The sequence below is a fragment of the Streptomyces sp. NPDC090442 genome (assembly GCF_044769405.1).
Classification (GTDB): Bacteria; Actinomycetota; Actinomycetes; order Streptomycetales; family Streptomycetaceae; genus Streptomyces.
The window spans coordinates 7,413-23,008 of record NZ_JBIVXW010000004.1 but is presented as its reverse complement, the minus strand read 5'-3'; the positions used below and the strand labels follow the sequence as shown (position 1 = coordinate 23,008).

General features: G+C 72.9%; 4 protein-coding genes (1 of these 4 only partly in view). All 4 read right to left on the bottom strand.

The features are described from left to right. Tightly spaced (each overlapping or abutting the next), the 4 genes in view from ACIQU6_RS04550 to ACIQU6_RS04535 form a layout consistent with a single transcriptional unit that may run on beyond the window. Window positions 1-1,448, bottom strand: the start of a protein-coding gene (locus tag ACIQU6_RS04550) for an amino acid adenylation domain-containing protein (RefSeq protein WP_403480144.1). The gene continues 1,942 nt to the left of window position 1, outside the view; the window shows 1,448 of its 3,390 coding nt (coding positions 1-1,448); its start codon is at window positions 1,446-1,448; the stop codon falls past the left edge of the window. Continuing rightward, on the bottom strand, window positions 1,445-5,953 hold the full coding sequence (locus tag ACIQU6_RS04545; protein WP_403480143.1) for a beta-ketoacyl synthase N-terminal-like domain-containing protein: 4,509 nt from the start codon (window positions 5,951-5,953) through the stop codon (window positions 1,445-1,447). Before ACIQU6_RS04545 ends, ACIQU6_RS04550 begins: the two co-directional genes overlap by 4 nt. Beyond that, window positions 5,950-9,186, bottom strand: a complete 3,237-nt coding sequence (locus ACIQU6_RS04540) for an amino acid adenylation domain-containing protein (protein ID WP_403480142.1) — start codon at window positions 9,184-9,186, stop codon at window positions 5,950-5,952. The genes ACIQU6_RS04545 and ACIQU6_RS04540 overlap by 4 nt, the downstream gene beginning before the upstream one ends. After that, window positions 9,183-15,596, bottom strand: coding sequence for an amino acid adenylation domain-containing protein (locus ACIQU6_RS04535; protein WP_403480141.1), 6,414 nt, complete (start codon window positions 15,594-15,596; stop codon window positions 9,183-9,185). Before ACIQU6_RS04535 ends, ACIQU6_RS04540 begins: the two co-directional genes overlap by 4 nt.

Sequence of the window (15,596 nt, the reverse complement as noted above, 5' to 3'; positions counted from 1 at the left end):
AGCACGGCCACCGTCCTGGCCAGGATCTCGGCCGCCAGTGCGCCGTGCAGTCGGGACCGGTCGAACTCCAGCTCCAGGTCCAGACCGTTGGGCAGCGGGGACACGGTCATGGTGAGCGGGAACTTCGCGGCCACCGGGGGCGAGGGCAGCGCCGTCGCGGTCAGGCCGGGCAGCTCCACCCGTGGTGCCGGGGTGTTCTGGTAGGCGAACGCGACCTGGACGAGCGGGGTTTCGGCGAGCGAACGCCGAGGGCGCACGGCCTCGACGATCCGCTCGAAGGGGACGTCCTGGTCGTCGAGACCCTGTCTGACGACCTCGCGCACCCGGCCGAGGAGCGCGCCGAAGCCGGCGTGGCCCGACAGGTCCAGGCGCAGCGGCAGCAGGTTGACGAAGCAGCCGACCAGGCCGGCCAGTTCCGGCCGGGCGCGGCCGGCGACCGGGCTGCCGATCACCAGGTCGCGCTGCCCGGACAGATCGGCGACCGCCAGCCCGAATCCGGTGAGCAGTACCGGGAACAAGGGGGTCCCCCATCGGCCGGCCAGTTGCCTGAGCCGTTGCACCTCGGCGTGGCCGAGTCGGGACCGCAGGACCCCGGCGACCTGGCCGGCCGGTGGGCGGGAGCTCCTACCGAGCAGGTCCAGCCGCTCAGGGGCGCCGTCGAGTACCGCGGCCCACCGGGCCAGCCGCTCGCCGACGCCGGGCCCCTGTGCCCGGCGTCGCTGCCAGGCGGCGAAGTCACCGTACTGGAGCGGCAGTTCAGCCATCTCGGCGGGCGTCCCGGCGATGTTCGCCCGGTACAGTGCGGCGAGGTCGGCCAGCAGCACCCCGAGCGACCACCCGTCGCTGGCGATGTGGTGCCGGATCAGGACGAGTTCGTGTTCCGCCCGGTCGAGCCGGAACAGCGCGGCCCGCAGCACCGGGCCGGTCGTCAGGTCGAAGGGGCGGACCGCCAGCGCGGCCGCCCCGGTGCGGACCGCCGCTCCCCGGGCGGGCGCCGGCAGCCCGGTCAGGTCCACCAGCGGCAGCGCCACCCGGTCGGCGGGCAGCACCTCGACGACGGGGCTGCCGTCGACGGCCGGGTAGCGGGTGCGCAGCACGGCGTGCCTGCGCAGCACCTGCTCCAGTGCCGTGCGCAGGGCGGGCAGGACGAGTTCGCCGGTGAGCCTGAGGCGCAGCGGGAGGTGGTAGGAGCTGGCCGTCGGGTGGAAGCGGTGGGTCAGCCACATGCGCTCCTGCTCGAAGGAGAGCGGCACCCGTTCGCCGTCGGCCACCGAAATGCCGTCGCCGGCCTGCAACTCCCTCAGGATTTCGGCCCGGTGCGTGGCGATCTCCGCCTGCACCTCGGCCGTGAGTACCCCGCGTCGTGCCACGCACCGCAGCCGTTCCCCGTCGACGGTGACGGTGATCCCGCGCCGGCGCAGCTCCGCGAGGAGGGCCCCGGCGCTCACAGCAGCACCTCGTCCCCGGTGGCCCGCTCGATCGAGGCGGCCTGGCCCGCGATGGTCGGCGCGTCGAAGAACTCCGCCATCGACAGCTCGACGCCGTGCCGCTCGCGGATCAGGGACAGCAGCCGGAGCGCGATCAACGAGTCGCCACCGAGCTCGAAGAGGCTGTCGTGCACGCCAATGGGATCGCCGCCCAGCAGGCTCGCCCAGTATGCGGCGAGGCTGTGTTCCAGCGGGGTGCCCGGCGCCTGGTACGCGGTGGACAGGTCGGCCCGGTCGCGCCGGAACGGGGCGATCCGCAGGTCGGCGAGTGCCGCGCGGTGATCCTCCGTGCTGAAGGCCGCGTGCCTGGCTAGCAGCGCATCGAGGTCCTGGGGGCAGACAACTACCTGCGGGGTACCGCCGGTTGACAGGATGCGGTGGAACAGCTCGACGCCCTCCGCCCGACTGATCCCGTCGAGCAGGTCGCCGGCCGACGCGGTGCGCTCCGCGGAGCGGCCGTAGCGCGCGACCAGCTCTTCCTGCGCCGAGGCGCGCATGCCCACGTCGGTCCAGTCGGTCCAGGCGATCGACACGGTGGTTCCGCCGCGTCGGTGGGCACGGTGGGCGGCGTAGGCGTTGAGGAACTCGTTCGCGGCCACGTATCCCACTTCGCCGAACTTCAACTTGTGCAGCACGGTTCCGATGGACGAGCACAGCACGAAGAAGTCCAGTTCCCGGTGGCGCAGGACGCTGTCGAGCACGATCGGGCCCAGCGTCTTCGAGGCCATCGCCTCGTCGGTGGCCCGCTGGTCGCGCCGCTGGATCATGCCCGCGGTGTCGGGGCAGCCCGCGGCGTGGACGACTCCGGTGATCGGCCCGAACAGCTCCTCGGCCTCGGTGACGACCGCCCGCATCCGGGTCTCGTCGGTCACGTCGGCCCGCCGGACCAGGACTGCGGTGCCCTTGGCGGTCAGGGCGTTCAGCCGGTGGATCAACCGCGTGGTCTCGTTCCCCGCCGGGTGGGCCGCCAGATACCCACTCCAGTCCTCGGCGGCGGGGAACGGCGTGCGCCGGGTGAGCACCAGCGCGGTGGCGCTGTCGGCGAGGGATTCCGCCAGGCTGAGCCCGATGCCGCCGAGGCCGCCACAGACCAGGTGGACCCCGGCGGTCGCGGCGGCGCGCGACGGGCCGGCCGGGTCCAACCGCATGGGGGTGTGACTCCGTTCGAAGCGCTGTCGCCCGCGGTAGGCGATCTCGGTGGCCGGGTCCGGGGCCAGCAGTTCGGCCACGATCCGGTCCGCCAGCCGGTCCGGGTCGTCATCGGCCGGCCCGACGTCCAGTGCCGTGCAGGACATCGTGGGCAGTTCCCGGGGTATGACCTTGACCGCCGCGGTGACGGTGGCGTGTTCGGGATGGTCGAGGTCGTCGCCGAGCACGGACTGGGCGCCACGGGTGACAGCCACCAGGCGGACCGGTTGACCGTCCGGGTGTGCTCCGAAGGCCCGTGCCAGATGCAGCAGGCTGTGCAGTCCGGCCTGTTGTCCCCGTCGCACCACGGCCCCGTCCGGCGGTCCGTCTCCGTTCGCCGCCGTGACCGGCCACAGGTGCACGACCAGGCGCGGGGCCCGCCCCTGTGCGGCGAGTTCCGCCAACACCTCGTGCAGGTCGGGCATTTGGTCCGGTCGCTGGTGGTCGGACGGCACGGGGACCGGGCGCACGCCGAGCGCAGTCAGCCGACCGGCGACCGCCGTGCCGAGCGGGCCGTCGGCGAACAGCAGACACGTCGCGCCGTCCTGTCGGGCCGGCGCGCGCACCGCGACGGTGTGCCGCCAGCCGGGCAGATAGGCCCAGTTGTGGAGCCGCGGTAGGGGCGGCGGTCGGTCGGCGACCGTGGCGGCGGCCGGCCGCACCCCGCCGGCGTCCCCCGGCGCGTCGGACCAATAGCGCTTGCGCTGGAACGGGTACCCCGGGACCGGGGTGCGTCGCGGCCGTTGCGGCCGGTGGAAGGCTGCCCAGTCGACGGGGCACCCCGAGGTCCACAGCGTTCCCACCGCGCGCACCAGGTGTGCGGTTTCCCGTTCCGCCGCCGGGTCGCCGGCGTCCGCCGGCAGACAGCTCGCGGTCGACGCCGAGCCGGGAGCCAGCCTGCGGGCCGCCAACCGGGCCAGCCCGGCGTCAGGGCCGAGCTCCAGCAGCACGGCCGGTGCCGACTCCGCGAGGTGCCCGGCGCAGGCGTCGAAGAGCACCGGCCTTCGCATGTGCGCCAGCCAGTATTCCGGGCAGGTCACCTCGGCGGGATCGGCCCAGTCGCCGGTGACGTTGGAGAGGAACGGCAGCAGTGGAGCGGCGAATTCCACCTCGACCAGGGCAGTGCGGAAGCGGGCGACGACGGGGTCGACAGCCCTGGAGTGGAAGGCGTGCCGGACTGTCAGCATCCGGGTCCACACTCCTTCTCCGTCCAACCCCGCGGCCAGTGCCGTCACCACGTCGGGGGCGCCGGTGACCACGCACCGGTCCGGGGAGTTGACCGCCGCCAGGGTGAGGCCGTCGTCGAGCAGCGGACGCAGCGCGTCGGCGCTCAGCGCGACGGCCAGCATCCGGCCTTCCGGAAGCGTGGCCTGTGCGCGGGCGCGGACGGCGACCAGCCGCAGCGCAGTGGGCAGCGGGAACACACCGGCCACGGTGGCGGCGACGTATTCGCCGAGGCTGTGCCCCAGCATCGCGGCCGGTTCGACGCCCCAGTCGATCAGCGTGCGGGCCAGGGAGTGGGACACGGCGAACTCGGCCACCTGGAACGCGGGCTCGGCCCCTTGGGGGCCCACCTGTGCGGCGCGGAGCATCGCGAACAGGTCCACGCCCTGTTCGGCGAGGAGTCGCGCGCAGTCGTCGAGGTGTCGTCGGAAGTCCGGCTCCCCCGCGTGCAGTCCCAGCGCCATGGCCGGGTAGCCGTAACCGTGGCCGGGGAAGAGGAAGGCGACCCGCCCGGTGCCTTGGACCGCTCGCGCCGGTGACGGTCCGCACAGGGCCGTGGCCGCGTCCGCGGCCGTGGTGGCCGCGACGGCCCGCCGATGGCGGTGCGCCCGTCGGCCCCCCAGCGTCGCGGCCACGTCACCGAGGTCGGCGTCCGGCCGGGCGCGCAGGTGCGCGGCCAGTTCGTCGCCGGCCTGGGCCAGTGCCGTCGTGGAACGCGCGGAGAGCACGAGCAGTTGGCACGCCCTGCGTTCGCGGTCGGGCGCGGTCGTGGCGGGCGGCTGGGCCAGCACGATGTGGGCGTTGGTACCGCCGATGCCGAAGGAGCTGACGCCGGCGCGGCGCGGGGAGTCCGCGGCCGGCCAGGGCGTGGTCGAGGCGTTGACGTAGAACGGGGAGGTGGCGAAGTCGATGGCCGGGTGAGGTTGTTGGTAGTGCAGGTTCGCCGGGATCACGCCGTCGCGCACCGCGCCGACGGCCTTGATCAGTCCGGCGATGCCGGCGGCCGCGTCGAGGTGGCCGATGTTGGTCTTCACCGAGCCGAGGGCGCAGAAGCCGACCCGGTCGGTGGTGGTGCGGAACGCGGCGGTCAGTGCCGCCACTTCGACGGGGTCGCCGAGGTTGGTGCCGGTGCCGTGCGCCTCGACGTACCCGACGCTGCCGGCGTCGATCCCGGCCACCGCCTGCGCCTCGATGATCACGTCCCGTTGGCCCTCGACGCCCGGGGCGGTGTAACCCGCCTTGCGGCGGCCGTCGTTGTTCACTGCCGATCCGAGCAGTACCGCGTGCACCGGGTCGCCGTCCCTGCGGGCCTCCGACAGCCGCTTGAGCAGGACCAGCCCGACGCCGCTGCCGCCGACCGTGCCGGAGGCCGCGGCGTCGAAGGCCGCGCACCGCCCGTCCGGCGAGTAGATGGCGTCCTCGGCGTACACATAGCCCTGCGCCTGCGGGACCTGGAGCGAGACGCCGCCGGCCACCGCCATGTCGCACTCGAAGGACTGCAGACTGCGAAGGGCCAGGTGGACCGCGACCAGTGAGGAGGAGCAGGCCGAGCCGACGCACATACTGGGGCCGGTGAGGCCGAGTTTGTAGGAGACCGTGGTCGCCGCGAAGTCCTTGTCGTTGTGGATCAGCAGCGGGAAGCCGCCGTGCGTGCGGAGCAGTTCGGTGTTGGGGAGGAGGTTGCGCACCAGGTAGGAGCTGAGGCCGCAGGAGAGGAACACGCCGACCGGGAAGGGCAGCGCCGCCGGGTCGTAGCCGGCGGTGTCGAACGCCGTCCACGCCGCCTCCAGGCTCAGCCGGTGCTGCGGATCCATCACCTCGGCCTCGCGCGCGGAGTATCCGAAGAACTCCGCGTCGAACTGCGCCAGGTCCCCCAAGGTGCCCTCCGCACCGACGAAGCGGGGCCGGTGTTCCGTTCCCGGGTCGGGGAACCGACTGATGCTCTCGGTCTCCGCGCGGAGGTTGGCCCAGAACGCGTCGACGTTCTGCGCTCCGGGGAAGCGGCAGCTCAGCGAGATCACCGCGATCGGCTCGCAGCCGTCGTGCTCGGTCATCGCCCACCCTCCTGCTCGGCCGCCCGGCGCGGCGCCCCGCCGGCCCGCCGGCGCCTGCGACCGCGGACCAGCGCCGGGGAATCCGCCGGCGTCGCGCCGACCCCGGCCCGGCCGAGGTGAGCGGCGAGGCCGGCGATGTCGGGGAACCGGAACAGGTCGACCAGCCGTAGCCCCGGATGGACGGTGCGGACGAGGGCGTTGTGCAGCCGGAGCAGAGCGAGAGAGTTCCCGCCGACGTCGAAGAAGGCGTCGTGCACACCGACCCGCTCGATCCCCAACACCCGCTGCCACTCCCGGGCGATGGCCCGTTCCAACTCGGTCCCGGGGGCCGCGCTGCGCGGGTGCTGCCGGCGGACCGCTCCGGCACGGGCGGTCAGCGCCGCCCGGTCGATCTTGCCGTTGCCGTTGTGCGGCAGGTCGGCCAGGACCACCAGATCCGCGGGGATCATCACGGCGGGTAGGAGGGTGCGCAGCGCGGCCAGGGCCTGCTCCGGGGGGATCTCCCGGCCTGGTGCCGGACTGGCGAACGCCACCAGCCGCCGGTGTTCGGCCACGCCGTCGAGGACGACGGCAATCTCGCGGACCGGTGCCACCGCGCGCAGCGCGTGCTCGACCTCCCCGAGTTCGATCCGCACCCCGCGCAGCTTGACCTGGGTGTCCCGGCGACCCACGAACTGCAGTTCACCATCGGCTCGGCGGCGCACCAGGTCCCCGGTGCGGTAGACCCGGCTGCCAGGCCGGCCGTACGGGTCGGGGACGAACGCCGCCGCCGTGCCGGCCGGGAGGCCCCCATAGCCCCGGGCCAACGCCGGCCCACCGATGAGCAGTTCCCCGACCATGCCGTCGGGGACCGGCCGGCCGCGGTGATCAGCCGCCCAGGCCCGCGCGGTCCCGATCGGCGTCCCGATGGTGGGCGGGCCGTCGCCGGCACCGACCACGGCGGCCGTCGCGTAGGTGGTCGCCTCGCTGGGCCCGTAGAGGTTGCGCACCACGGTGCGGACCCGGCGGCGGTGCAGCCGGACCGCCAGCTCCCTGGACAGTGGTTCGCCGGCGAGGTTCACCGAGGTGACCGCGTCGGGAATCGCGTCGGCGTCCAGGAGGGCGGCCACCGCGGACGGAACGGAGTTGAGCAGGCTCGCCCCGGCCGCGGCGGGGGTTTCCGGCACCCGCAGGGCGTCCTCGGTCAGCACCACGGTGCCCGCGTGGACCAGCGGTGCGAAGAGCTCGAAGAAGGCGAGGTCGAAGCCGACCGACGTGGTGGCCAGGACCCGGTGCAGCTCGCCGGGGTCGAATGCCTGGCCCGCCCAGCGCAGGAACGCCGCGGCGCTACGGTGCTCGATGGCCACCCCCTTGGGCCGGCCGGTGGATCCCGACGTGTAGAGCACGTAGGCCAGCGCCGTCGGCGGCACCGTCACCCGGCGCGGCGGGGGCGACCGGTCGGGGCGCGGCGCGCACACCCCTACGGTGGGCGGCAGTTGGACGCGCCCGGCGCCACGGCGTGCCAGCAGCTCGTCGTCGCCGACCAGGAGCCGGGCACCGGTCTCGGCCAGCATCGGCAGCACTCTTTCGGCGGGCTGTTCGGTGCCGATCGGCACGTACGCCGCTCCGGTTTTGAGCACTCCCAACAGGGCCACGAGCAGTTCCGGCGTCCTCGACAGCCAGACCCCGACCACGTCACCGGGGCCGCACCCCCGGGCGAGCAGGTGCGCGGCGAACTGGTCGGACCACTGGTCCAGTTCGCGGTGGCTCACCTGGCGGGAGCCGTGCACCACGGCCACCGCATCCGGGTGGCGTGCCGCGGTGGCGGCCACCAGCCGGTGCACCAGTTCGCCCGCGCCGGGATCCACGGCCGCCGGGGCGCGCACACCGCGCCACTGCCGGGTGGTCAGCAGCGACCAGCGGGAGACCGGCCGTTCCGGTTCGGCCGAAGCGGCGGCGAGCAGGGTCCGGAACTGCCGGCACCAGTCGGCCAGTTCCACGGCGGTGCACCGGCCGCCGTCCGCCTCGAAGACCAGCTCAAGGCCGTCGGGGGTGTCCGCCGCGGTGACGGACAGCTCGTACTTGGCCGCCGCCGCGGGCACCTCGACGAGCCGCGCCCCGATCCCCGGCAGGCCGGGAGGCCGTGGCGGCTGCTGGTACGCGAACAGCACCTGAAACAGCGGGGAGGTCCCCAGTTCCCTGGGCGGTGCGAGCGCGTCGACGATCCGCTCGAAGGGCAGCAGATGGTGTTCGAGCGCGTCGAGGAACGTGTTCCTGGTCCTGCGCAGGACCTCGGCGAAGCTCGGCTCACCGTGCAGCCGTAGGCGCAGCGGCAGGGTGTTGATCAGCAGGCCGACGGTGCGGGCGGTCTGCTCGTCGTCGCGCAGCGCGACCGGCGAGCCGATGACCACGTCGTCCTGCCCGCAGTGCCGGCTGACCAGGCATCCCAGTACGGCCAGCAGCGCCATGTACGTGGTGGTTCCGGTATGCCGGCACAGCCTTGTCAGAGCGGTGAGTTCGGCGCGGTCGAGCCGTTCCACCCGGCGCAGCGGGCGGGTCGGCCGCCCGCTCCGGCCACCGTTGAACGGGGTGCTGCGCGGTGGCGCCGCGCCGAGCTCCTCCCGCCAGAACGCGACCGAGTCGGCCGCCTTCTCCGCCAACGCGCCCTGCAGGTGAACGAGTTGTGGATAGCTTGCGGTCCGGGCGAGCGCGGGCGGTGCGCTGCCGGTGGCTCCGCAGCGGTACAGCGCCTCGATCTCCTCGCGCACCACGGCGAGCGACCCGCCGTCGAACACCAGGTGATGGACCGACAGCACGAGCAGGTGTCGCCGCGCTCCCAGTCGCAGCAGCAGCCAGCTCACCGGTGGCCCCGCGGCCAACTCGAACGGCCGGGCCGCGAGCGCAGCGAGCAGCCGGTGCGCCTCCTTCGTCGCAGCCCGCTCCCCGACGCCGGACAGGTCGACCAGCCGGAGGCGCGGTGGCGCCGCGGTGAGGTACTGGGCGGGCTCCGAGCCGTCGTTGGTGAACGCGGCGCGCAGCATCTCGTGTCTGCTGCCGAGCCGGTGGACGACCGAGCGCAGTGCGAGCGGGCTCAGCGGTCCGGTCAGCTCGATGGCGGTGCAGATGTTGTACGCCGGGTTGTCCGGCTCCAACTGCTGCAACAGCCAGAGCCGTTGCTGGGCAGCGGTGAGCGGCAGCCGACCGTCGCCGTCGCCGCCCCGCACCCCGTCGTCGGCCGTCTTCAGCACGCTCATGCCTCGTCACCCTCGGGAGCCGCGGCGAACACCCCGCCGTCGGAGGTCACTTCCGCCCCCGACGCCCTGGCTTCGTCCACCACGGTCGCGAACTCGGCAATGGTGGGCGCGTCGAACAGCCTGCGCACCGACAGCCGGGTTCGGAACAGCTTGTTCGTCGCCGCGATCGCCTGCATCGCGCGCAACGACTCGCCACCGACGTCGAAGAAGTGGTGGTGCACCCCGACCCGGCCGACCTTGAGCACCGTGGACCAGATGTCGGCGAGCAGGCGTTCGGTCTCGGTACCCGGTGCCACATACGGCAGTTCGGCCACCGGATCCGGATCGGGGAGCCGCGTCCGGTCGACCTTGCCGGTGCGCGTCAGCGGCACCGCGTCCAGCACGGTGAAGGCGCTGGGCACCAGGTACCTCGGCAACCGGTCCCGGACGTACTTCTGTAGTTCCGCCCGGTCCGGCCGCGCCCCCGGTTCCGGCAGCACATAGGCGACGAGTTGCTGCTCACCGGCCTCCGCGCCACGGGCCATCACGATGGACCGCTGCAACGAGGGGTGGGCGTCCAGCACGGCCTCGACCTCCATCGGCTCCACCCTGAAGCCGCGGATCTTGACCTGGTGGTCGTTGCGGCCGAGGAACTCCAGGTCCCCCGTGGGCAGGAACCGGCCGAGGTCGCCGGTGGCGTAGCGGCGGGCGCCTGGGGCCGCGCCGCTGGGGTCCGGCCCGAACACCGCCGCGGTGGCGGCCGGTTGCCCCAGATATCCGCGGGCCACGGTGGCCCCGCCGATGTGCAGTTCCCCGGCCACCGCGACCGGTGTCGGTCGACCGTGCTGGTCCAGTGCCTGTACCCGAGTGTTGGCCACCGGGCGGCCGATCGGCAGTTGGGGCTGCTCCACCGGCCCCGGGCCTGTCCACACGGTGCTCCACACCGTCGCCTCGGTGGGGCCGTACTCGTTGGCAAGCCGGGCGTCGGGAGCCTTCGCGCGAAGCTCCTCGTACAGCGCCGAGGGGGCCGCCTCCCCCGCCGTGATCACCCGGACCAGGGATGCCAGTTCGCGCGGGCCGGACTGTTCCAGCAGCGGGCCCAACAGGGAGGGAATGGACAGGGTGTGTGTCGGACGCCGACGGCAGATCGCGGCGGCCGTGCTCATCGGGTCGAGCTGGGTGCCCTCCCCCGGCAGCACCAGGGTGCCGCCGGTCGACAGCGTCCAGAAGATGCCCGCCACCGAGCTGTCGAACGCGAAGGAGGACAGCAGCAGGAACCGGTCGACCGGCTCCGCGTATGCGGCATACCGGGCGCTGACCGAGGCCACCGCGTTGCGGTGCTCGACGACGACCCCCTTGGGCCGGCCGGTCGAGCCCGAGGTGTAGATGACGTACGCCGCGTCAGCAGGGCCGGTACCGACGTCCGGGGTGTGCGCTGGTTCCCGGTCGACCGCCCGGAAGCCGCGGTCCACCACGAACGTTTCGGCCGCCGGCGGAACCCGGCCGGCCAGATGCTCCTGGACGAGCACCACACGCGCGGAACTGTCCGCCACCAGGAGCGCGGTGCGCTCGTCCGGTTGTGCCGGGTCCAGCGGGAGGTAGGCGGCGCCCGCCTTGAGCACGCCGAGCAGGAAAACGATCTGGTCGGTGGAGCGCTCGGCGAGCACACCGACGATGTCCTCGCGCCCAACTCCCCTGCCTCGCAGCGCGTGTGCGATCCGGTTGGCGCGCTCGTTGAGGAGTCGGTAGCTGACGGCCGTCCCGTCGAACTCCACCGCGATCCGGTCCGGGGTCGCGGCCGTGCGCTCCTCCACCAGCGTGTGCAGAGCGCGATCCGGCACGGGGGTGCGGGCACCCTCGGTGAATCCGTCGAGCAGTTCGCGGTCCCGGGCCGGGAGTTGGTCGACGGTGCCGTAGTCCGTGGTCGGGTCGGCCGCGATCGCCGTCAGCACCCGCACGTAGCAGTCCCGGATGCTCTCCATGACCTCGGCGGAGAACTGCAGGCTGTCGTACTCGATCCGCACCTCAAGGCGGTCGGTGGTCCGGTTGAGCCGGAAGATGCCGCAGAACGGGAAGGTCGACTCGCCGTAGAGCTCATTGGCCACGTGCTCGACGCCGGCCTCGATCCACCGGTCCAGCACGTCGAACACGTGGTAGTTGGTGAAGAAGAACAGCGTCTCGGCCAGCGGCTCGTTGCCCTGGTGCCGCTTGAGTTCGGCCATCGGCAGCCGTCGGTAGGGCATCGACTGCCGCTCGGAGCGCAGAGTGGCCTCGATCAGCTCCAGCCAGCTGCCACCGGCCATCTTGACCCGCAGTGCCAGGCTGTTCACGAACAGCCCGATGGCGGTGCTGCCGTCGACGACCTCGGGGCGGCCGTTGGTCACGGTGTAGGTCAGCGTGTCGACGTTGCCGCCGTAGGCCGACATGACGGCGAGATGGGCGGCGAGCAGCACGCTCTTGAGCGGCACCGCGTGCGCCGTGGCCACCTGCTTGAGCCGCTCGGACAGTTCGTGGGGCACCGGGACGACGATCCGGACGATCTCCCGGGCGCCCTTGTCGGCCCGCGGGCCGGCGGCGGCCCCGGTCCTCGGCAGCCGCATCAGCGTCGCGTCGGCGAGGTAGCCGTCCCAGAAGTCGTAGTTCTCCTTGCGCCCGAGCGCTTCCAGTTCGAGGGCGACGGCGTCGCTCATGCCCGTCTTCGGCGACCGGATCGCGAGCGGCTCGTCGAACATGAGCGAGAAGTAGTGGCTGAAGAGTTCGGTGATCATCAGGGCCTCGCTCCAGCCGTCGACGATCTCGTGGTGGAAGCCGTAGGTGAACTGGAACTCCTCGTCGCTGCGGCGGTGCACCATGAACCGGATCAGCGGGTAGTCGTGCAGTTCGAAGCCGCGCAGCTTCTCCCGCTCGATCCACGCACCGACCCTGTCGTCCTGTTCCGGCTCGGACAGCCCGCGCAGATCCTCGGAGTACAGGGGCGTCTCGAAGCTGCCGTGCACGATCTGCAACGGCCTGCTGTAGGTCGTCATGTCGAACGACGTCCGCAACATCGGGTGGCGTTCGACGAGTTGCCGGACGACGGTGCGCAGCACGTCGAGATCGAACGGTGCGCGCAGTCGCACCGACGCGATCGCGTGGTAGACGGCCGACTTCGCGGCGAAGTCGCGGTGGAAGATCATCCCTTCCTGGAGCAGGCTCAGCGGGAAGGCGTCCCGCGCCTCGTCGGGGAGCCGGGCGCGGTCCTCGGCGTCGATCAGGGCGAACGGGGCGGTGGTCGGCGCGTCGGGTTCCGGGTGCCGTTGGTCCACGGCGGCCGCGCAGTCCGCGATGATCGGGTTCTGGTGCAGTTCGGCGACCGTGAGGTCCAGCCCCCGGGACTGCGCCCGGCTCACGACCATCACGCTGCGGATCGAATCGCCGCCCAGCACGAAGTAGTTGTCGGCCACCCCGACCCGGTCCACCCCGAGGACCGTGGCGACCGCGCCGGCCAGGATCTCCTCGGTATCGGTGCGCGGGACGACGTAGGCGGCACGTTCCGCTGCCGACCGGCTCACGGCCGCGGGGGCCGGTAGTGCGGCCCGGTCGAGCTTGCCGTTGGCCGTCATGGGCAGCGCGTCGAGCACCATGACGGTCGTGGGCACCAGCAGTTCCGGCAACCGGGTGCGGCAGTGTTCGACCAGGAGGCGGGGGCTCAGGACCGGACCGTCGGTGTCCTTGCCGGGCACCACATAGGCCACCAGCCGCAGTTCCCCCGTCAGTGGTGAGGAGCCGCCCGGGTCCTCGTCCCGTCGGGCGACGACCACCGCGTGCTCGACCCCGGGGTGGGCGCGCAGCGCGCTCTCGATCTCGGCGGGCTCCACCCGGACGCCGCGGATCTTGACCTGCTCGTCGGTACGGCCGAGGAACTCCAGGATGCCGTCGCTGCGGCGGCGGGCCAGATCGCCGGTCCGGTACAACCGGGAACCGTCGGTCGCGAACGGGTCGGGGACGAAGCGCTGTTCGGTGAGGTGTGGCGCACCGAGATAGCCGTCGGCGACGCCCGCGCCACCGATGCAGAGCTCACCGACCGCTCCGTCGGGAACCGGACGACACCGCCCGTCCACCACATGCACCCGGGTACCGGCGATCGGCGTCCCGATCGGCACCGCCCCGTGCCACGGCCCGCCCGCGTCGAGCCGGTGGGCGGTGCTGCCGACCACGGTTTCGGTCGGACCGTATTCGTTGACCACCGTGGCACCGGCGGCGTGGAACAGCGCGGCGCTCTCGGCGCGCAGCGCCTCGCCGCCCACCACCACCGTACGCACGCTGCCGGTGATCTCCTCGGGAGTGACCAACTGGCCGACGATGTCCAGATGTGTCGGGGTCAGCTTGACCAGACAGAGGTCCCGCCTCTCGCGCAGTACCGACACCAGCCCGGTCACCCCGGCCGATTCGGGCAGCAGGATGACCCGTTGGCCGGTCAGCAGCGGGCCGAGCAGGCCGGTCAGCGTCAGATCGAAGCTGATCGAGGTGTGCACCAGCGCGCCGTCGCCCCGGTCCATGGCGTAGGCGGTGGCCGCCCAGGAGAGGTAGTTGGTCAGCCCCCGGTGCGGGACGACGACTCCGTTGGGTTGTCCGGTGGTGCCGGAGGTGTAGAGCACGTAGGCGGTGTCCTCCGCGGTCACCGGCGCGTCGACCGGGGTGCGCGGTTGGGCGGCCAGCTCGGCGGGGGGTCCGTCCATCGCTAGCGCCGGCAGCCCCGTGCCGCCGAGCCGGTCCAACACCTCACCGGTGGCCAGCAGCATCTTCGGGGCCGCATGCGCCAGCACGAAATCCATCCGGGCCCGCGGGTAGCCGACGTCGACGGGGACGAACGCGGCACCGGCCTTGAGCACGCCGAGCAGCGCGACCATCAACTCCGGCGACCGTCCGATCGAGACCACCACCCTGTCCCCGCGCGTCACGCCGGAGGCGATCAGGTGACGGGCCAACTGGTCGGCCCGCGCGTCCAGTTCGGCGTAGCCGAGTTCGGCACCCGCGCAGGCGACGGCGACCCTCTCCGGATACCGGGCGGCCTGCCGCGCGAACAGTTCGTGCACGGCTGCCGCCGGAACCTCGGTGACGGGGCCGACGCCGGAGGCGAGTACCCGGTCCCGGTCCTCGGCGGAGAGCAGCTCGATCTCCCCGATCCGTACCGTCGCGTCATCGAGCACTGCGCGCAGCGCGGCCGTGAAGCCGTCGGCGAGGGCTCTGGCCGTGGCGGAATCGACCAGGGCGATGTCGTAGCGGACCTCGACGGCGAGGGCGTCGCCGGTCCGCACGCAGCTCAGCGCGATATCGGTGGAGTCCGCCCGCCGCTCCTCGGTGATCGTGCAGCGGACGCCGTCCGCGAGCATCGGCTCGGCGGCGACGCGGAAGTCGAAACGGGCGTGGACGCTGCGTCCGGCCGCCCGGTGGCCGACCAGCGCGGCCGGGTCGAGGTGATCGATCCGTTGCTCGGCATCGCGACGCCCGTGGGCGGTATCGCGTGCGACGGAGAGGAACTCCTCCTCGGCCGTGAACGCGCCGCGCAGCGGCAGTTCGCGCTCCAACGCACCGACCGTGTGGTCGAGCGCCGGGTGACTGCGACCGGACGAGGCCAACAGGGCCAGGCAGTCGCGCTCGCCCGCCACGCGCCATACGACCACCCGGAACACCGCGTCCAACACGGCGCCGGCGTCGAGCCCGTGGGTCGTAGCGAAGGCGTCGAGCGCGCCGGCGGCCGGGACCGGCGCCGGACAGTAGACCAGCCGGTCGGGCTGGTGCCCGCCGGCCGGGGCCGCGTTGCCCAGTACGGCACATCCGTGGGCCTGGGCCAACCGGTCGGCCCAGGCGGCGCGCTCGGCAGCCCCTTCGGCGGCCGTGAGCAGTTCGTTGTGCCAGGCCGCGAAGTCGGCGTACTGCACGAGGTCCGCTACGGGTGGCCGCACCTCGTCGCCCGCGTACGTGACGGCCAGTTCCTCGGCGACCAGGCGCAACGAGCTGAGGTCGGCGATCAGCACGTGCGCGGTCAGGAGGAGTACCGCCCGGTGGGCTCCCAGGTCTGCGAGCAGCGCCCGGAACCCCCGGCCGTTCCTGGGGTCGACCACCGCCCGCTCCACGTCGGCGAGTTCGTCCAGCGCCGAGGAGGCCGCCGCCTCCGAGTCCGAGGCCACCCCAGCGGTGCGCAAGTCGACCTCGACGGGGTCGCCGATGACCTGACTGGGCTCCGCCCTGCCGTCGCCGGCGGCGAGACTCGTGCGCAGCGACTCATGCCGACGCACCACAGCGGACAGCGCTGCGCGCAGCCTGTCCCGATCCAGCACACCGTCCAGCGCCACCCGGAGCTGCACCGCGCGGTGCGGGCCGACGAGCGGCGATTGTGACCAGAGTTGGCGCTGCTGCGGAGAAACCGCAAACCCTGGTGTGTGCGTCAC